The 20,443-nt window shown below is 46.0% G+C and carries 15 protein-coding genes; 11 read left to right on the top strand and 4 right to left on the bottom strand.

Features of this window, described 5'->3' with window-relative positions:
- Window positions 1-3: 3 nt before the first annotated feature.
- Window positions 4-1,275 carry a TolC family protein gene (locus AC1DCV_RS19985; RefSeq protein WP_477024813.1) on the bottom strand — a complete coding sequence of 424 codons (1,272 nt, stop codon included), beginning with the start codon at window positions 1,273-1,275 and terminating at the stop codon, window positions 4-6.
- A 62-nt stretch (window positions 1,276-1,337) separates the two neighbouring features.
- Window positions 1,338-1,958, bottom strand: a complete 621-nt coding sequence (locus AC1DCV_RS19980; RefSeq protein ID WP_477024812.1) for a TetR/AcrR family transcriptional regulator — start codon at window positions 1,956-1,958, stop codon at window positions 1,338-1,340.
- A 132-nt stretch (window positions 1,959-2,090) separates the two neighbouring features.
- Between AC1DCV_RS19980 and AC1DCV_RS19975 the strand changes: the two genes are divergently transcribed.
- The 7 genes from AC1DCV_RS19975 (at window position 2,091) to AC1DCV_RS19945 (ending at window position 8,479) form a co-directional block, all read left to right on the top strand.
- A complete protein-coding gene (locus tag AC1DCV_RS19975) occupies window positions 2,091-3,392 on the top strand; it encodes a S41 family peptidase (RefSeq protein WP_477024811.1) in 1,302 nt (433 codons plus the stop codon).
- 109 nt (window positions 3,393-3,501) lie between these two features.
- Window positions 3,502-4,218 carry a DUF2071 domain-containing protein gene (locus AC1DCV_RS19970; RefSeq protein WP_477024810.1) on the top strand — a complete coding sequence of 239 codons (717 nt, stop codon included), beginning with the start codon at window positions 3,502-3,504 and terminating at the stop codon, window positions 4,216-4,218.
- Between the two features lie 114 nt (window positions 4,219-4,332).
- On the top strand, window positions 4,333-4,707 hold the full coding sequence (locus tag AC1DCV_RS19965) for a hypothetical protein (protein ID WP_477024809.1): 375 nt from the start codon (window positions 4,333-4,335) through the stop codon (window positions 4,705-4,707).
- A 128-nt stretch (window positions 4,708-4,835) separates the two neighbouring features.
- On the top strand, window positions 4,836-5,651 hold the full coding sequence (locus AC1DCV_RS19960; protein WP_477024808.1) for an MbnP family protein: 816 nt from the start codon (window positions 4,836-4,838) through the stop codon (window positions 5,649-5,651).
- Between the two features lie 5 nt (window positions 5,652-5,656).
- Window positions 5,657-6,694, top strand: coding sequence for a cytochrome-c peroxidase (locus AC1DCV_RS19955; RefSeq protein ID WP_477024807.1), 1,038 nt, complete (start codon window positions 5,657-5,659; stop codon window positions 6,692-6,694).
- 10 nt (window positions 6,695-6,704) lie between these two features.
- Window positions 6,705-7,631, top strand: a complete 927-nt coding sequence (locus AC1DCV_RS19950; RefSeq protein ID WP_477024806.1) for a transporter — start codon at window positions 6,705-6,707, stop codon at window positions 7,629-7,631.
- Between the two features lie 2 nt (window positions 7,632-7,633).
- Entirely contained in the window at window positions 7,634-8,479 is an 846-nt protein-coding gene (locus AC1DCV_RS19945) for a helix-turn-helix domain-containing protein (RefSeq protein ID WP_477024805.1), read from the top strand.
- Window positions 8,480-8,694: 215 nt separating this feature from the next.
- Here the strand turns inward: AC1DCV_RS19945 and nadC are convergent, their stop codons facing one another.
- A complete protein-coding gene (gene nadC, locus AC1DCV_RS19940; protein ID WP_477024804.1) occupies window positions 8,695-9,534 on the bottom strand; it encodes a carboxylating nicotinate-nucleotide diphosphorylase in 840 nt (279 codons plus the stop codon).
- A gap of 230 nt (window positions 9,535-9,764) precedes the next feature.
- Between nadC and AC1DCV_RS19935 the strand changes: the two genes are divergently transcribed.
- Window positions 9,765-12,299 carry a phosphocholine-specific phospholipase C gene (locus tag AC1DCV_RS19935; protein WP_477024803.1) on the top strand — a complete coding sequence of 845 codons (2,535 nt, stop codon included), beginning with the start codon at window positions 9,765-9,767 and terminating at the stop codon, window positions 12,297-12,299.
- A 77-nt stretch (window positions 12,300-12,376) separates the two neighbouring features.
- Here AC1DCV_RS19935 and pafA read toward each other — a convergent pair whose 3' ends face one another.
- Window positions 12,377-14,017 carry an alkaline phosphatase PafA gene (gene pafA / locus AC1DCV_RS19930; RefSeq protein ID WP_477024802.1) on the bottom strand — a complete coding sequence of 547 codons (1,641 nt, stop codon included), beginning with the start codon at window positions 14,015-14,017 and terminating at the stop codon, window positions 12,377-12,379.
- 412 nt (window positions 14,018-14,429) lie between these two features.
- Between pafA and AC1DCV_RS19925 the strand changes: the two genes are divergently transcribed.
- Genes AC1DCV_RS19925 through AC1DCV_RS19915 form a run of 3 tightly spaced genes read left to right on the top strand, consistent with a single transcriptional unit; the run spans window position 14,430 to window position 20,267 of the window.
- Window positions 14,430-15,653, top strand: a complete 1,224-nt coding sequence (locus tag AC1DCV_RS19925; protein ID WP_477024801.1) for a WG repeat-containing protein — start codon at window positions 14,430-14,432, stop codon at window positions 15,651-15,653.
- Complete coding sequence (locus AC1DCV_RS19920; RefSeq protein WP_477024800.1) at window positions 15,650-17,956, top strand: WG repeat-containing protein; 2,307 nt, start codon at window positions 15,650-15,652, stop codon at window positions 17,954-17,956. The genes AC1DCV_RS19925 and AC1DCV_RS19920 overlap by 4 nt, the downstream gene beginning before the upstream one ends.
- Entirely contained in the window at window positions 17,946-20,267 is a 2,322-nt protein-coding gene (locus AC1DCV_RS19915; RefSeq protein WP_477024799.1) for a WG repeat-containing protein, read from the top strand. The genes AC1DCV_RS19920 and AC1DCV_RS19915 overlap by 11 nt, the downstream gene beginning before the upstream one ends.
- Window positions 20,268-20,443 lie beyond the last annotated feature (176 nt).

Genomic DNA, 20,443 nt, shown 5'->3' with positions numbered 1-20,443 from the left:
TAATCAGTTCCCGGAAGTGTTTTTATAATTGTATTGTGCCTGTAATAATTGTATGCTATGCAGTATCCGCGATTGTTTGGCCAGATTTTCTGCGTTGAGCTGTGAAATGTATTCATGTACGGTAATCACGCCATTGTCCAGTTGCGCCTGCGCCGACTTTCGCACAGATGACCGCAGGGTGATGGCGTCATCGTCCTGTTCCATTAGTGCCGCATACTTTTGGATGTCCTGGTTTTGTTGCCGCAAGCTCAGGTTGGTATTAAACAGGAAAGTTTCTTTGCTGATATCGAGGTTTTGCCGGTTAATATCCAGTTGCTGCCGGTTGTTTTTCAGGGAGTATAAACTACCGAGCGACCAGTTCAGGCGTACGCCGCCTATCCACCAGGGACCAAATTTATTGTCTACTATATTCAGGGTAGGGCGGCCATAGGCGCCTTGCAGAAAGGCATTGAGTTTAGGCAGATAGTTGGAGCTGAGTTGTTTCTCCTGTACGTCAAATGCTTTCTTTTGTATATCGTAGTACGTAATTTCCGGCCGGCGAATGCCTTCCTGCGGGGCTACCGGGGCGGGGTAGGTGAGTGTGGTGCTGTCTGATATGGGCTGGTTAATAAATACCGCCAGCATTTTCATATAGGCTTTACGGTTAGCGCTGAATTCCGTGGCCGCCATGTCGGTATTAATGATTTCTGCTTTAAGTTCATCCACGTTGCTGCGGAAGGCAACGCCATTGGCCAGGGCAGCCTGTACTTTATCGGCCGCACTTTGCAGGTCTGTTCTTCTGAGGCTGTTTTGTTTCAGCTGCGCATCCATCAGTAAAACAGCAAAGTATAGTTGTGTTAACCGGTCTTTGATGGCATACAAATTTACTTCCAGCTGTTGCTGCTGAATTGCTTCATTGGCTTTGCTGCTTTCTTTCTGGTACCTGCTAACGCCTCCGTCATAGATTTGCTGGGTAATTTCCGCCTGTATTTTGTACTGATCCTTACTGAGGTCTGGTGGTGTGAGTCCGGGCAGGGAAGGCAATACATCTCCGAAATTGATGGTTTGCGATTGGTAGCTGGCTTGTCCGCTTATGGTTAGCTGCGGCAGGTATAGTTTACCGGCATTTTCTACAGAGTACCTGCTGCTGCGTACAATCAGGTCGTATTGTTTGATCAGCGGATAGTTTTGCCGGGCCAGTGTAAAGCACTCCTCAATAGTAAGGACTTGTGCCAACGCCTTTTCCTGTAACACACCGAATAATAAACAGCAGCACATTGCTTTGAATAAGTTCATAGCGCTATATTCAGTTTGAATAATTGTTTTGAAAAGTTGTTCAATTTCCGGGCAAAAAAATTTTACTTCAACATACCTTTCATCCACACAGGAATTAGCTTCCTTCTTTCTTCCATCAGTATCTTAAACTCACCCGTTTTAACTACTTTATTTCTTTCCAGCAGCGGTCTGGCGAGGAAGGGCATCACCACAAATCCTATGAGGTTCATCATCAGGTGAAGTGGGTTGACCTGTAGCTTGCCTTCTTTTTGCAGCGCATTTAATTGCTGAAAGAAGTGAGAATGGAAGATGGCATTTTTCCGATTGTCCTTTAACAGCTCATCGCTGCCGGCAAATATTTCATTCACCATAAACAACGGGAAATCCGGGTTGTTCAGCAACAGGTTAATGTAATGATCTGCTACCTGTTCTATCTTCTGCTGCAAACTCAGTTGCTGGTTATTTAATACAGCAGTAACAGCAGTAATGAGTTTCTCCACTACCTCTGCCATCACAAACTGGAACAGTTTTTCTTTGCTGCGGAAGTAGTAATTGACCAGCGAAAGGTTGATATCCGCTTCTGCTGCGATGTCCCGCACTTTGGTAGCCTGATATCCCTTTTTGGTAAACACAATCCTGGCGGCGGCTTTAATGCGCTCTTCCGTAGAATCATCCATTTTTACTTTCTTTTCACTAACCGGCATAACGAGGTGTATGAGTTGATTACTTGAGCAAATATACAAAATTGAACAACTTTTCAAAACAATTGTTCAATTTTTATTTTTTAGCGGTTGATGTTGTTATTAAACCTTATTTTTATTTTAAACTCAATGACCTTGAAAAGAATAATTTTGTCGACCCTATTACTGACTTTCTTCATCCCAGCCTTCTCCTTTTCCTACAGACAAAATAGCGCAGCCAGTGATGGCGCCTGGGAAGGCGTTCTGAAAGCCGGCAAAATGGAGTTGACTGTATATTTCGATATGCAGGATACTACCGGTGCTATTTTCATTCCATCACAGGGAATCTTCCGGCACGACATTACGCAGGTAGTTCATGATAAAGACAATGTTACTTTTTCACTTAACGACAATGTGCTGCGTGCGCAATTTGCCGGTAAGATTTCTTCCGACAGTATTGCCGGCGTGTGGACGCAAGGCAGTGCATCCATTCCAATGATCATTCACCGCATACCCAAAACGACGATCACCCACGCTAACGTAGATGTTTTCCTGGGTTATTGTAAAACGTATTCATTGCACCGTGAGTCGGCTAACTGGAATGCGATCAGGGATTCAGCCTATCTGATAGCAGATAAAAGTACGGACCTGCAGCAGTTAGCTAAAGCCGTACAGCATATTTTTAAACGCGTACATGATAATCATGCCTCCTGGATATATGGGGGTAAATTCATGACTGGCGGAGACACGAATGGCATGTCAAGGATATCAGCGCCATTAATGCAGGCCGTGAATCAGTACGCCAGAGAGTTGCACGTAATGGCGCTGGATAATAAAACAGGCTATATCCGTATGCCCATGATTAATGCTATTGATCCTGTGGCGGCGGCGGAAGCGGCGCAGAAAATAAAGGAAGAAATAACCCGCGTATCCACTCCACAGCTACAAAAATGGGTGCTGGATCTGCGTGTATGCGGAGGCGGTAATATGACGCCCATGTTGAATGGTACCAGTGGTTTGCTGGAAGATGCCGCCATGGGTGGTTTCACCGATGATAAAGGTCAATTTATACGGTTTTGGGGAATGCGTCAGGGCGTTTTCTGCCAGGGTGATAGTGTGATGAATACGCCCGCTACCACAATGGTGGGTAATAAATTAGCCATATTAACCGGTCCGGTTACCGCCAGCGCCGGCGAAGCCATAGCGGTGGCCCTCGAAGGGCGGCAGCATACCAGGTACTTTGGCTCCTCCAGCTTTGGTCAGATTACCTGTACCAACGTTTTCCCGCTGGGTAACCAGGGCATGTTGGTCATCTCCATCGGATATTACACCGACAGAAATAAGAAGGTATATAAAGTAAATGTTAGCCCGGATGAAGTGATCAGCGGACAGGAAAATTTTGAAAATCCGAAACAGGATTCCACCGTTATCCGCGCTGCTGCATGGCTGAATAAGTAACATGTTTTTTGATGAATGCCGCCGGTTGCAGCACTTCAAGTGATCAGGACGCATATTTAACCTACTGGTAGTGTGATAATGCTGTATCTTAGAGTACATCCTTGTACTTATGATCCAATTACCTGTTATACATGGCTATATAGACCGGCGCATTCTGGTGAATTTTACTGTAGAACCAGCAGCGATACAACAACTACTGCCTGCTCCTTTCCGGCCTAAAATATACAAGGGCAAAGCCATTGCCGGCATTTGCCTGATAAGACTGAAGCATATCAAACCCAAAGGCTGGCCGGACTTCATGGGACTGTCGTCCGAAAACGGTGCGCACCGCATTGCGGTGGAATGGGAGGAAGATGGCGTCACAAAAGAAGGCGTGTACATTCCCCGCCGCGATACCTCTTCCAGGTGGAATGTTTTTGCCGGTGGCCGGTTTTTTCCCGGGAAACATCATCACGCCCTGTTTAATGTGAAAGAAGAAAATGGTCATTATCATATCGATTTCACCAGCTCAGATGCTACCCGCATTTCTATTGATGCCAGAACCTCCGGCGAATTTCCCCGTGACTCCATCTTTGAAACACTGGCGAATGCGTCTGACTTCTTTGCAAAAGGAGCTACCGGCTATTCTCCCAACAATAAACAAACACTGGATGGCCTGCGCCTGGATACCTATACATGGGAACTCAGCCCGCTGCGTATGATGCAGGTATCTTCCAGCTTCTTTGAAAATACTAACCTGTTTGAAAAAGGAACCGTGCAATTTGATAATGCCCTGCTCATGACCAAAACAGCGCACGAATGGCATACACTGAAAACAAAAGCATGAAAAATTAAATAATAGTCCCGTTTTTCATACAATCATAGCGTTGTTTATACGTACTTTTGCGCATCAATCGATTTTAGTAATAACTTTGCAAAAAAGCTAACATCTACTCGTAGCATGCGGAAACTATTTATAACGGTATTTTTAATGCTGATCTGGCTTTGCCAGCTCTCAGGCCGTTATTTCGTGATGCTCGACTTCTATCTCAACCAGGAATATATTGCCGCTAATTTATGTGAGAACCGGAATAAGCCTGCCATGCATTGTAATGGTAAATGTCACCTCAGCAAAAAATTAAAAGAGGAAGACAAACGTGATCAGGACAATCCCGAGCGTAAGGATCACCGGAGCGAAATATTCTACGCCGCCTGGCTACAGCCAACCACGCTGAAACCAGTGGCCACACCTTCCCATAAGAACTATCTGCATCCCTATTGCATAGGCACCCCCATCGATCAACCTACTGGCGTATTTCGTCCCCCCATGGCATAGGCATTTCCACTTATTTAGATCATCACTGAATGTACACCGGCTGTACTACAGCCACCTTATTGCCTTTACACCACCTGCTCATATGCAGGCGGGAGGCTTGCTATTGCCTGCMCGAAAAAAACACTATCATGCAACGTTTTAAACACACTATATACAGCGCTATCCTGCTGTTAACCACTTTCACTGCCTGTAAAAAAGATGATACTGCGCCTGCGGCAGATGACAGTGCCAAAGCCACTTTGTCTGTACAGTTTGATAACATCGCCGGAGATAAAAACCTCCAGCTGAATACCGGTATATACACCAACGCCGCAGGCGAACCTTTTAAAGTATCCCTGCTACAGTATTTTATCAGCAACATACAGGTGAAAAACAGCAACGGTAAGGTCTATACGGTACCAGCAGACAGCAGCTATTTCCTGGTATCTGAGGCCAACGCTGCTTCACAGTTCGTAAAAGTAAAAGTACCTGAAGGCGACTATAGCTCCCTCACTTTTGTACTGGGAGTAGACAGCTTACGAAGTACCATGGATATCAGCAAAAGAACCGGTGTACTGAATCCTGCCGGTGGCATGGATGGTATGTACTGGGGCTGGAATAGCGGCTATATCTTTTTCAAGATGGAAGGAGAGGCGGCTGCAGCACCACTGGATCCCAGCGGTCAGCATAAATTCCGTTATCATATTGGTGGCTTCGGTGGGTACAATGCCGTTACACTCAATAATATCAAAACTATTACGGTAGATCTTTCTGCCGGCGGCATCGCCAAAGTAAGACAAGGCCGCGAAGCCAATATCCACCTGATGGTAGACATCCTGAAAATGTTTAACGGCACTAAAAATATCAGCATCGCTGCCAATCCTACAGTGATGTTCAGTGACTTCAGCACCAACATCGCCAATAACTACGTGCAGATGTTTCATCACGATCATACGGAAAACTAAGCGGTATGAGTAAGTTACAATGGATGATACTCACAGGCATGGTCATCTTCCTCTTTGCCTGTAGTAAAAGTGAACAGCTCATCGCCTTCATCGGATTCCGGCAGCCTGCCGGGTTTCCGGCTACGGTGTATAAATTCGAAAATAACCCCGTTACCAAAGAAGGCTTTGAGCTGGGCAGGAAATTGTTTTATGAATCCAGGCTTTCCCGCAACAATACCATTTCCTGCGGCTTCTGTCATTTGCAAACATCCGCTTTTACGCATCACGGACATGATGTGAGCCACGGCATAGATGACCGGCTTGGCAGCCGCAATTCCCCGCCCATTATGAACCTGGCCTGGAATACCAGCTTCATGTGGGATGGGGGCGTATTTGATATGGACCTGCAACCCATTGTGCCCATTACCAACCCGGTGGAAATGGATGAAACCATGGACAATGTGCTGCAGAAGTTACGCAACACACCTCCTTACCCGGCGCTGTTTCAGAAAGCTTTTGGCAGCACAGACATTACCACGGCACGCATGATGAAAGCATTGTCGCAGTTTATGGTGATGCTGGTCAGCGATCAATCGAAATACGACAGCGTAAGGCGGCAGCAGGGCGTACACTTTACGGTGCCAGAGCAACAGGGATATACCCTGTACCAGCAACATTGCAGTAACTGCCACCGCGAACCTCTGTTTACGGACCAGTCGTTTCGCAACAATGGTCTGGGGATAGGACCCAACAACGATGAAGGCCGCTATGCTATTACACTTAATCCGGCCGACAAGTATACATTCAAAGTGCCGAGTCTGCGTAACCTGGCCTATACAGCGCCTTATATGCACGATGGCCGCTTTTATACCTTGCCTGCCGTATTGCGTCATTATACGTCAGAAGTACAGGACATGCCTACGCTTGATCCGTTGCTGAAGCAAAACGGGCATACCGGCTTTTCGTTCACGGCAGCAGAGCAGGAGCAACTCCTGGCTTTTCTGCAAACGCTGAACGACCCTTCATTTATTAACGATAGAAGATTCTCTGAGGAAGCACAATAATTGACGACCCATGAAAAAAATAATAATACTCCTGGTATGCCTGCTCACCGGCTTTTACGAAAGCCGGGCTTGTGATATCTGTGGCTGTGGTGTAGGCAGTTATTACATCGGCCTCCTGCCGGATTTTAAAAAACGATTTGTTGGGCTGCGATACCAGTATAAAACCATGCGCTCCCACCTGGGGCCGGGTGGTACTACTTCTTACCTGACTACGGATGAAACCTACCAGACAGCAGAATTGTGGGGAGGCTGGAACATTGGCCGCCGTTTTCGCGTGCTGGCCTTTGTGCCGCTGAATATCAACAGCCGTGAAAACCAGGGCAGCACGATGCGCAAATCCGGTTTGGGTGATATCGCCGCTGTAGGCTATTATCAGCTGTTGGATAAACAGCATACTACCGGCAACAACAAATTACTGGTACAATCACTCTGGATAGGAGGAGGTGTAAAACTGCCTACGGGCAGGTATGAGCCCGCAGAGCGGAAAGAAAATGAAGATGCACCTAATAATTTTCAGCTGGGCACTGCCAGTCTCGACTTCACCTTAAATGCTGCCTACGATGTACGCTTAATGGATATGGGCATCAACACCAATGTAAGCTACAAGATCAACAGCAGCAATAAATACGACTACCGCTACGGTAATAAGTTTACTGCCAACGTCCTCGCGTATTATAAAATCAGGCTGGCGCCAAAGATAAGTGTGGCGCCTAATGCAGGCGTTTTATATGAAGCCGCCGACAAAGACCGGGAAGCTGCAAAGTTTAAGGTAGATATCTCCGGCGGATATTCCTTACTGGCCACCACCGGTGTAGAAGCCACTTTTGGCAATGTAGCGGCAGGAGTGAACTTTCAACCGGTTATTTCCCAGCAAATGGCGGATATGCGCGTGAAAGCGGGCAACAGGGCCATGGTACACGTCACTTATTTGTTCTGAGTATGAAATGGGATGACATTGCCCTCGTAACGATGGGCAGCAATAATTTTTTCTGGACAGGCAGTCTGGCGGAAATGACGAAACAATACGCGTTGCAGGAACAGTCTCACCGGCTGTCCTGCTACCTGTTGTTATGCACCGATGCTACGGGAGGTACCGTTATGATAGACGACAAAAGCGTGCTTATAGAACAACCGGGCATCATCTGCATCAAGCCCAATAGTGTATGCAGTATGGACTTACAGCAGGGACAGGTGATTTGTTTTACGGAAGATTTTTTCTCCCTGCGCTATAACAGCAACGTGCTGTACCAGTTTTCTTTCCTGGCAAAGCAATCCGGTAATTATGTGCCGCTGGAAGAAACGCTTTTTCAAAAGTGGCAACTCTTGTCAGGGTTGATGCTGCAGGAGTTTCATAGTCAACACAAATGCAGCGACCGGATACTGCGTTCTTATCTTAATATCCTCCTTTGTAGCCTGGATCAGTCTTTCAGCGGAAGCAGCCACCCGGAAAGAACCAGCAACAGGGATGAAAAAATAAGACGGTTTGAAACACTGCTGGAAGAACATTACAATAGCCATAAAACGCCTTCTTTCTACGCTACGCAATTGCATATCACTACCAACTATCTGAATAAATTATGTAAGGAGTTCCGACATATTTCCAGTGGGGAACTGATACGCAAAAGAGTCACGATTGAAGCACAGCGGCTGTTGTATCACACTGGTTTGTCTGTGGGAGAAATTGCAGATCAGCTGGGGTTTGAAAGCGCGTCTTATTTTGCCACTTTTTTTAAGAAGCATACGGGAATGTCGCCGGAAAGTTTCAGGAAACAAGATAACAGATAATTAACCCAGGTTGCCAGTTAAAGAATAAAAAAGAGCATTGTAAATATTGATAGTTTTAAGTTACCACACAAAAAACTATCATACAATGCTCAGTGAGGCTAAAATTATATCAATTTTCTGTATTGTTGATGACATGCTAAAGGCATGTGTCATAAGGAGAACATCCGTATCAGGGTTAGTGACAGCGAGATATAACAACAGCGATAATATCTGCTCTATATTTTATGCGCTTTTAAACTAAGGTCCATGCTCACAGCATGATTTGTGATAGCACCGCATGAGACGTAATCGACACCAGTACGGGCATACGAAATAATGTTATCGAGATTGATACCGCCCGACGCCTCGGTCTCGTACTTACCGCCAATCAGCTCAATTGCTTCTTCCAATAGTTCCGGCGAGCAGTTATCGAGCATTATGCGGTGTACATTGCCTACAGCAAGCACACGGCGCACATCATCGAGGTTACGGGTCTCGATCTCTATTTTCAGGTTGAGGTCGTTGGCCTCAAGGTACTTGTTGGTTTTCAGTATGGCCTGTTCTATGCCGCCACAGAAATCGATATGGTTGTCCTTCAGCATGATCATATCGTACAAGCCCATGCGAAGGTTGTAACCGCCGCCAATGCGCACTGCCTGCTTTTCGTATTCGCGGAACAGCGGCGTGGTTTTGCGGGTATCGAGTATTTTGGTTTTGTAGTTTTTTATTTTATCGGCGTACTTATTGGTAAGCGTTGCGATGCCGCTCATGCGCTGCATGCAGTTAAGCACCAGTCTTTCTGCTTTTAATATGGTATGTACGCTGGCTTCAACGGTAAACGCGGTTTCGCCATTATTTACAGCATCGCCATCTTTTTTATAGAGGGTGAATTTTGCATCTTCTTCCAGATGATGGAAAATATCCTGCGCCAGCTGTATGCCAGCCAGTATGCCTTCTTCCTTTATTTTAAGTACCGCCTTACCTTTCGCATCGGCTGATATGGATGCCAGTGTAGAGTAATCGCCGCTGCCCACGTCTTCGAGGAATGCGGCGGCAATGAATTCCTGTGTTGTCATATGCTCTGTATATTCGGACGCAAAATTAAGTAAATAACCCAAGTTCCCAGTTAAAGAATAAAAAAGAGCATTGTAAATGCTGAAATTGACTCTGTTCATCTTCGCAACAACTCTCAACAAAATATCTTAACTGGCAACTTGGGTTAATTAATGGACTGGGCCATTGTAATCCTTGAGAATGTTTTTTATTTTGTTTAGCCGGACAATGTAAAAAACTACGCAAATATACTATGGACTCACGGAGAGAATTCCTGAAAAAATCATTACTGTTATCTGGAGCAGCGGGCTTGTCTACTATGATGCCAGCCTCCATACAAAAGGCACTGGCAATAGATCCTGCGGCAGGCAGTACTTTCCTGGATGCAGAACATATTGTGATCCTCATGCAGGAAAACCGCTCCTTTGATCACTGCTTTGGAACATTGCAGGGGGTACGCGGATTTAATGACCCAAGAGCAGTATGGTTGCCGGATGAAAAGCCGGTATGGTTTCAAACCAATGAACACGGCGATACCTATGCACCGTTTCGCCTGAATATAAAAGACACCAAAGCCACCTGGATGGGCGATCTGCCTCATTCACGCCCCAGCCAGGTAGATGCATACAACAAAGGCCGCTACGATAAATGGCTGATAGCAAAACGCCCCGGCAACAAAGAATACGCTGCCATGCCTTTAACACTAGGCTATTATACCCGGGAAGATCTGCCCTTTAACTACGCCATGGCAGATGCTTTCACCGTTTGTGACCAGAATTTTTGTTCGGCTATGACCAGTACCACACCTAACCGCTCTTTTTTCTGGACCGGAAAAATAGTGGATGAGGTAGACGGCATACCTAAAGCACATATTCGCAATGATGACTATAGCTACGCGAAATTACCCTGGAAAACATTCCCTGAACTGCTGGAAGAAAATGGTATCTCCTGGAAGTTTTATCAGAACGAAATTAGCTGTGGCGGAGGATTTAAAGGCGAAGAAAGAGCCTGGCTTGCCAACTTCGGCTGTAACCTGCTGGAGTTTTTTGCTGCCTATAACGTGAAGTTCTCTGATCGTTATATCAAYAGTTTAATGAAGCAAGTGGAAACACTCCCGGATGAAATCAATAAGCTGCAGGAAGCCAGTCCTTCCTCTGAAGATGCAGCAGCAAAAATCCGTACCGACATCTCCAAAAAGCAGGACGTACTGGATAACGCTACCAAAGAATTACTGAAATGGAACAAGAAGAGCTATGAACAATTGACGCCACAACAGAAAGCCCTGTATCAACGCGCCTTTGTAATAAACAGTAATGATCCTTCCTACAGGAGCGTTACCAAAGTAGCCTACAACGAAGGACAAACAGCACGTGAAATCACCGTGCCGGCAGGGGACGTATTGCATCAGTTCAGAAAAGATGTGAATGAAGGCGGATTGCCTTATGTATCCTGGCTCGCAGGCCCGCAGAACTTTTCTGATCATCCCAGCGCGCCCTGGTATGGCGCCTGGTACGTATCGGAAATCCTCGACATCCTCACGCAACGCCCGGAAGTATGGAAGAAAACCATCTTCATTGTTACCTACGATGAAAACGATGGTTATTTTGACCACGTAGTGCCTTTCTCCATTTGTGATAATAATATTCCCGGTACCGGTAAATGCTCTGCGGGGATTGATACGGAAATAGAACAGGTAAGACTGGCGCATGAGCTGAAACAGGGGGTGAGTGAAAAGCAGGCGAGGGAAGCCCCGGTAGGACTGGGGTTCCGGGTGCCTATGCTCATTGCTTCTCCCTGGAGCAGAGGTGGAAAAGTTTGTTCGCAACTGTTTGAACACACCTCTACTTTACAGTTCCTCGAAACATTTTTTAATAAGAAGCTGAATAAAAACCTGCACTTCGAAAATATCAGTCAGTGGAGACGTACTATCAGCGGGGATCTGACGGCAGCCTTTAGTCCTTTTAACACCACTGTGCCTGCCAAACAAATTTTCCTGAACCAGCAGCGCGTAGTGGAAAATATCAATAACGCGCGTTTCAAAGAAGTGCCAACAGGCTTCCGCAAAATAACGGGAGAAGATGTTGTAGCCTTTAATAACCGCAAAAGACCGTTGTCCTTACAGCAGGAAAAAGGTACCCGCCCTTCCTGCGCTTTAACGTATGAATTATCAGCGGATGCGCAATGGCAACCCCAACAGCAGCAGCTGACGCTGAAAATGCAGGCGGCTAAAGATCTCTTTGGGGACCGTGCTTCCGGCGCGCCTTTCACCGTTTACACCAACCTTCCTTACCGGGATGAAAAAGACGGTGCCACTGCCGCTGGCAGAAGCTGGGCATTTGCGGTGGCTGCCGGCGATACACTTCAGTATGAGTGGCCGGTAAAATCCTTTGTGGCCGGGCGTTATCACCTGCACCTGCATGGGCCCAACGGTTTTTACAGGGAATTCAAAGGAAGTGCCCAACATCCGCAACTCGATATACAACTCAGCTATGAAAGTGCAGGCAAATTAAAAAAGAAAGCGACTGGCAACCTGGCGTTTCGTGTAACCAATACCGGTAGTGCCGCCCGGGATTTCACCATCACAGATAATGCCTATAATGGAAAGATGATTCAACGGAAAGTAGCGGCTGGCGAAAGCCTGGAAGTGATACTGTCTTTGCAGAAAAGCCAGGGCTGGTATGATTTTACCGTGCATGCAACAGGCTTTGATACGTTTAGTCAACGTTATGCCGGCAGGGTAGAAACAGGAGCGGAAGGAATTACAGACCCTTTTATGGGGAGAGCATAAAGTGTAAAGCATAAAGCAAAAAGCTATTGTCGCGAATGATGAGTCGCGACAATAGCTTTTTGCTTTACGCCTTCGGCTTACTGCAATATTTCTTTCACCGGAACGCCCACACATCCACTCGGCATCTGTATATGCAGCATGGCGGCCAGGGTAGCAGCAATGTCTGTCATATGTGTGGTTTCATTGCTGGCGCCATGTTTTACATGCCAGCCCATAAATACCAATGGAATATGGATATCGAACGGATTCCAGTTACCATGGGTAGTTCCTTTTAATGAACCTTCAAACCATCCTGGCTCAGGAATAACGATTACGGAACCGGTACGTTTACGATTGTAACCATTGATGGCCATCGTCTTGATAGGCTCTGGCAGCGGGTTAGCACCGATATTATCCATATCTGCCGCAAACTGTATACCCGGTTGTGCCTCGAAGTATTCAACAGATGCTTTCTTTACTGCATCGTAATCCAGTTTAGCTGCGGTAATCTTCGCTTTATCATAGCTCACATGGTAGTTCATGAAGGAAGTGACTAGTTTGCTGACGCCAAAACGCTTTGCCAGCGTACTATCCAGACCAGCAATCAATTTACGTCCTTCTACCAGACCTGCAGGCAGATGATGTTCCTGCATAAATTTAACGGCATGTGCAGCACCATGATCGGCTGTCAGGAATACGAGGTAATTACCTTTACCTACTTTCTGATCCAGGTAGGTAAAGAAAGAAGAAAGATCTTTATCCAGACGCAGATAAGTGTCTTCTACTTCAATGGAGTTAGGACCATACTTATGTCCTACGTAATCAGTAGAGGCGCAGTTGATGGTGAGGAAGTCGGTAGCTGTGCCGTTGCCCAGGTCATAACCATCTACAGCAGCTTTTGCAAAATCCAGTGTCAGCGTATTACCGGAAGGGGTAGACCGCAGATTGCCCGGATCTTTCTTGTACACATCTTTCAGCTGATGTGGAAATACAGGTGCTTTTTCACCCGGGAAAGTCCCTTCCCAGGCTACATTATCTTCMGTGCTCTGGGTGTAGGTGTCAAGAGGATATAATGTTTCCCAGGGTTTAGACATCAACTGTTGCGGCTCTTTGCGGTGGTTGAAGTTTTTTACCCAGGAAGGCAGTTCATTCATGTAATAGGTGCTGGTAATAAAGCTGCCATTGCTGTCGTCGAGCCAGAAGGCACCGTTAGGGGTATGCCCTGCAGGCAGAATGGAAGCACGGTCTTTCAACGATACGCCTACTACTTTGGAACGGAAGTTAGTGGCCAGTCTTAATTCATCTGTAATGGTGGATGCCAGCAGATTGCGAGGCGACATTTTACCAGCGGAACTGGTGCTGCCAACAGGTTGTACAGTGGTATCTTCTGTGCAATACCATTTTCTGCCGGTTACCTGGTCTGGCCAGTCATTGCCGGTGATGCCGTGAATAGCGGGTATGCTGCCGGTATATATGGTGCTGTGTCCAACAGCGGTAAAGGATGGAAGGTGACTGATAAATGTGTTCTCACAGGAAAATCCCTCGCCCAGCATACGTTTGAAACCACCTGCTTCGTAACGGTCATAATAACGGTATAAATAATCCCAACGCATCTGGTCTACTACAATACCTACAATCAACCGGGGTTTTTCATTGGTTTGGGCAACTGCCGTTACTCCCTGAAGCGCTGTAAATACGCCGAGAATAGCGGTAGCCATTGATTTTGTCAATCCATTCATAATGCAGATTTTTTCATTTTTTGGTTCACACCCCAAAATGGGAATCGGCAAACGTAGTGAAAAAATCAATAAATGCCCATCACTTTTACAGGAACGAGTGTTAAGCAGTGTTAACGCTTTTGCTCATATATCCTTACATAATCTACTATAAACAGCTGTGGTAATATCTTGTCGTCAATAGGCCCCGGCCATGCGCCACCCATTGCCAGGTATTCATCCCACCTTATACTATATTTTTATAAACTGAGCAGCAGCAAGGTTTTTGGGCTCGTTGTAGTATATTTGTAGATATACCTGTATATATGATGTAGGTATTTAAATTTGGAGATTACCAGGGAAGAGCGGCATCTTTGTACGCAGAAATACGGGGTGGAAATTTACCCCGGCTACAGTATAAACAGATCATATCCTGATGAAGCAATTGATATTGATGTTGCCATTTTTGTTCCCGCCCTTTGTTACCCTGGCGCAGGAACCACCACAAGCCTTCGAAACAACCGGCCGTAAACTTTCCTACATCGCTAATTTTTCAGAAGGCCGGGCAGTAGTAAAGATGTACGGCACCAACGGCTACGGCTATATCGATACCATGGGCAACCAGGTGATTAAGCCACAGTTTGAAGAAGCAGAAGGTTTCCGCAACGGCCTGGCAGCAGTCGGTAAAACCATTGCCGGACACCTGTTATATGGCTTTGCCGGTGCTGCCGGACAAATCCTGATCCCATACCAGTTTGAAGAAGTAAAAGAATTTTCCGACAACAGAGCCGCCGTCAAAAAGAAAGGCCGCTGGCAGTATATCGATAAAGCCGGTAAGACCATCCTGGGCCCTGCCTTTGTAGAAACAGATACGCTCTTTGATGAAATACATCAGGGCACTTACAAGGAGCTGGTATCCCGGCCGAGGCAATTTTCCAATGGCCGGTTGCTGGTACGGAAAAATAAATTGTATGGTTATGTAGATACCAGTGGTCACTGGGTGATTCCTCCCACCTATATAGCGGCGCATGCTTTTGCTGATGGGGTGGCGCTGGTGGCTATACCTGCCCCGTCGGGCGATACGATGAAAGGCAAAGATGAACTATCCGGCTTGTATAACAGCTTGCCGGACGGCCCCCCTGAGCTCAGCTGGTTGGTAATAGACAGCAGCGGTAAAGTATTGTTTAAGGCGGATGCTGAGAGAATAGAAGATTTTTCCAACGGCCTGGCCCTCTTCTATAAAAATGATGCCTGGGGCTTTATGAATAAAAATGGACTACCCGTATTTATGCCACAATTTGCAGAAGCACCTTATGCCTTTGCCAGCGGATTATCCATGGTGCAGGTGAATGGAAAAGCGGAGCGTAATAAAGACGGACAACTTTTTATCCTCGATACGGGCGGTAACATCATCAGCAAAGTACCACTCTGTGATACCGCCGGCAATTGTATCTACGATTCTCAGCTGGCTTTTTCAGAAGGACTTATTGCGGTGAAAGTAGCCGGCGACACCAGGTCCGGCTGGGGCTTTATGGATGCCGCCGGCAAAATGGTGATTGCACCGCAATTTAATGAAGTAACCCCCTTCAGCGAAGGCCGCGCTATTGCGGTTACCAGCGAAGGTCAATTAATAGTGATTAAAAAGCCGGAACCAAAATGAAAACGAAATATTTATTCACCGCCGTATCCTTACTTGCCTGCTTCACTACACAGGCACAGCAACCCGTTATCGCCGATTATCTTGGTAAGTTTGAAGGAGAGCTGGCGCCCGTGAAGATCCGCCAGCAAAAACAAATGCTGCATTATTCCGGCGCGGTGTTAATCGATAAGCTGGAAAACATCGGCTACTACAATACCATCATCGGGATAAAGCATAATGCCTATGGCGCTATCAATGATGCCGGTAAAATTATTGCCCCGTTTAAGTATGATGAAGTCACGCTCCAGGATGAAAAAGATAAAGTGTTCCCTGAGAAAAACTATTGCTTTGTCATTATCCGGCTCAATGGAAAATATGGCGCCATAGATACACTCGGTAATGTTATCTGTGCCCCCATTTACAATGAAGTAGGTACACTGACACCTCATTTGGTGAAAATTAAAAAAGATGGTTTGTGGGGATGGGTGGATATAAAAACAGGCAAAGTATTGCAATCTCCCAAATACCAGGAAGTAGATAAAAGCTACGTGCTGGAAAATGCCGTACAAATAGAGCAAGCCGGGAAAGTAGGACTGGCGGCAGAAGACGGCAGCATCATCGTAGCACCTGAATATACTTCTTTTGACTACCTCGGCTATGAGGGCACTACATTTTTTGGTTATACTACCCATGACAAAAGTGGGATCATGGATAAAACAGGGAAGCCAATCACAAAAGCGATATACGATAAATGCGATCGTGGCCCATCTCCGGAGCTCTTTGCAGTGACCGTAAACGGGAAAACAGGTTTCGTGAATGCCGCTGGAGTGAACGTACAGCCCTTGCAGTATACCCAAACAGAAGCTGCGGTCAACACAATGAAAGTTTGGATGGGCAATAAATGTGGCGTGATCAATGAAGCCGGTAAAGAAATTATTCCACCACAATATGATGAGATTAAAGCAGTGAATGCCAACGGAGAGGACATTTACGGCAGCGCTGTAATAGATGGCTATGGAAAAGCGATCAGTGGCCCCGCTTATTTTATGGTTACAAAGGGCAAGAACGTTAGTTTGTTTGATAAGGATGGAAAACAGTTGCTGCCTTTCGAATATGAACGCATCGCTATCAGTTTTTACCACGATATTCCTTACCTGGAAGTAGTTAAAGATAACCGTAGCGGCCTGCTGGATTTGCAGGGGAAAACGATCTTTCCTCCAGCATACGACGCCATTCGTTTGGGATACATGGATAGCTATTTTTACCAGGATGATGCAGCAGGCCCGGATAAAGGAATTTATCTGCCTGTCATAAAAGGCAACAGTTTCGGCTTGTTTAATACCAGCACCGGCAAGGAGTTGCTGCCACCCATATACAATTGGATCCAATGGCAGAACCCCGAAATTATGTACCTGAGAAATGGCGACACTACTTCACTGGCGACAAAGACCGGTAAAATTATCAGGGGAGGTAAACAGTACGGGTTTTATACTGCGGTAGATACCAACCGCATTGTAGAAACAACTTATGCGGATGATGGCAGCACCGTTTGCATACTCACCGATATCGGCGGCAATAAAATATATAGCAATCCGCGTTGGGAATTTAAGGAAGACAGGTTTTCCAGGTCGCTGATGCCCGATAGCCTGAAGAACGGTCATGCCCAATACAACAATGGGCTGCTGAAATTATGGGGTGATCCACGCGAAAACGTTTTTGTAGACAGCGAGGGAAAAGAAGTCGTGTTTAATGGCTACAGCTTTGTGGGGGACTTCTGGAACGGGCTGGCGCTTGCCGGCAGGAACGGGTCGCCGGAACATACCGTCTACGGTATTATTAACCGTCAGCAACAGGTGATCTTACCGATTGAAATGGATGATATCACCGCCTTTGAAGATAATGTGCTGATGGTCCGGAAAGGAGATTTAAAAGGAATCATTAAAAAAGATGGGAGCTCCGTGTTGCCCATTAAATACCAGCGCATAGATAAAAGCTACAGTATCCCCTATTACCAGGTATATGAAGGCCAGCTATGCGGCCTGGCAGATACAGGTGGAAAAATAATTTTGCCGGCGGAATTCGATGAGATCTATTACCAGGAAAGAGCGAAATTATTCAAGGTGACCAAAGCCGGGAAATCCGGCATCGCAGATATGAATGGAAAAATAATCATCCCGGCTATCTATGAGGAATTGGAAGTAAACCAGGGGGATGACACCATTTTTCCACTGCTGGTAAAACAAGGGAAGTGGTATTTCTACCTGGATAAAAATGGCCGGCCATTACCTTACCGTTCAGAAAAGAAAAAAAGTTATGAAGATTAAAATGCCCTGGAATATGAACATACGTTTGTTACTGGTCGCCGGCTTCCTGCTGGGAGCACAGGCGGTTACAGCACAAAAAGGTTCCGTTTTTGTATATGGCTTTGCCCGCATCGAAGACAATGGCAAAAGCTGGTTTATCAATACAAAAGGTGAAAAAGCCTTTGACCAGGCTATAGCAACCTATCATCCGGTAGATAGCAATGCGGATAAGAACAGTAACCACCAATTAATCAATGACAAAGAAACCATGATGCTGGTAAGCAGCAATGGTAAAATGGGCGTTGTCAACGACCAGGGAAACTGGCTGCTGCAGCCGGTATACGATACCATCGATCTGAGATGGAAATCCTACCTGGAGCTACGTCAGGGTGATAAAATGGCTTATGCAGATACGCACGGCAAACTATTGCTGCCCATGCAATTCCAGGAGGTGGGCATCCTGGATGATGATCATTTTGACGTAAAAGTCAATGGTAAATGGGGCATATTCAGTGTGTCGCAAAATAAACTGGTGATACCTGCCATATACGAAGGCTTCGATTTTTGTGGTGGCTGCGGCAGGAAAGGTGATTACGTATTTGCACAGCAAAACGGGTTATGGGGCGTGGTTACCTTCAACAACGAAATACTGGTTCCTTTTGAATACGAACACGAACACTCCTTCATGCGCAGTGATAACTGGGTACTTTGTTTTAAAAAGAAAGGACAGGAAGTGGTACTCAACATGGGAACGAAAAAAGAATACCTGGCGCCGGAGTATACTAAGATGGAACTCATCGGAAACGGTTTGCTGAAAGCAAAGAAGAATGGCTTTTATGGCCTTATCAATGAAGATGGTACTATGGTAGCAGATTTTGTGTATGAAGACATAAACAGTCCTTATGGAGAAACAGGAGGAGGACCGTATTTTGCCATCACCAAAAAAAGGAAAACGGGTATCCTCCGGGAAGATGGTAAAGAGATTATTCCGCCGGCATATGGTGGCGGCATCACCTGTTTTGCCGATTGCTTTATTGTACCGGTTAACGGGAATTATAATTTGCTGGACACTACCGGCAAGAAATTATTGCCCAAAGACTATACGGAAATCACGGGCATGAACACCACTTTCGACATAGAAACAGGGGAGCCGTTGTTTAAGTTGAAACAAAAAGCCCTGTATGGTTTCTATAGCCCGTCGAGCAAAAAAACAGTGGCGCCTGCTTTTTTTGAGATAGATCCTACCGGCAGCGACTGGCCATTAAATGGTTTGCTGGAGGTCAGCTACCAGGAAAAGAAAGGGTTGTATAATGTAGCCGGAGAACAGCTGTTACCGGCGGCCTACCAGGATTATGCGGCTTTAACTACCAACCTGTTATGGGTAAAACAGCAGGGTGGCATTGGTGTATATGACATCAAAAGTAAGCGTCTCCTGCTACCCGCTACCTGGTACAGCGTAGCATTATTGGATGGCGACAGCAGTCTGCTGCTGGTAACAAAATATACGAATGACAATTACAACAAAGGCCTGTACGACAGTAAAGGTTTGGTGGTACTGCCTCCTGTATATAATAGCATTGAGCTGGCGGGAGATGATCAGTATCTCCTCAGCATTGAAAAAGAGGGGAAGCAGCAGTATAGTATGTTCAACAGTAAAACCAAACAGAAAACACCGTTGCTGTATGACTATGTAAGGGTAGTCCCGCAAACAGGAAGACTAATCGTTACCCATGCAGGTAACACAGGTATAATCGATGCACACGGGCATATAGTCATTCCTGTTAGTTATGAAAAGCTCACGTACTTAAAAAACAATTGCGTACAGTTGGTTAAAAAGGGAGACGCCGGCCAGTCCGTGTTGGGATATGCTGATAGCAATGGTAAACTAATAGTGCCACTGACATATGCGGAGGATAGTTACGGTGTTGGAAGTAGTGAAGATACCGCTTACCTGCTGCTCACGAAGAAGGATAATGAAGACGGGGACATTAAGCAGGGGCTGGCTTCGACCGGGGGCGTTATTGTGGTGCCACCCATATACGATAGGGTACTGTCTGAAAGGAGTGGGCTGGGATTCCTGGTGCAAAAAGGAAGGAAGTTCACCGTGCTGAACAGGGCGGGACAACCATTGAACCCACAAACTTTTGATGATGTGATGCCAGGCGAACCGGTGCATTATGGAGGCAACAGTGTTGTGTATAGTTTCCCATTGCTGTGCAGGGAAGGAGAGCAATACCGGTATATGGGAGAAGATGGAAAATTACTGCCCCTGAAAATAACGGAGGTCATTACATTTTCACCCTCCGAAATGTACGGTATTCCTGCATTGTAGCCAGTCGGGCAGGGAAATATAAACACTACTGATTTATTTAACCAGGGATTCGTTATTTTTAGTCATAGAATATTGTCATGTAATAGATAATAAATAGACGTTTTCATAGGAGTTGCACAAGAAAAGTACCATCATCCCCTGGTTGTCGTATAATAAAAAGTAGGAAGTTAGTTACC

The organism is Chitinophaga sp. 10T418 (assembly GCF_056394125.1).
The sequence above is the reverse complement of the archived record's forward strand: the minus strand, read 5'-3'. Positions and strand labels throughout refer to the sequence as shown.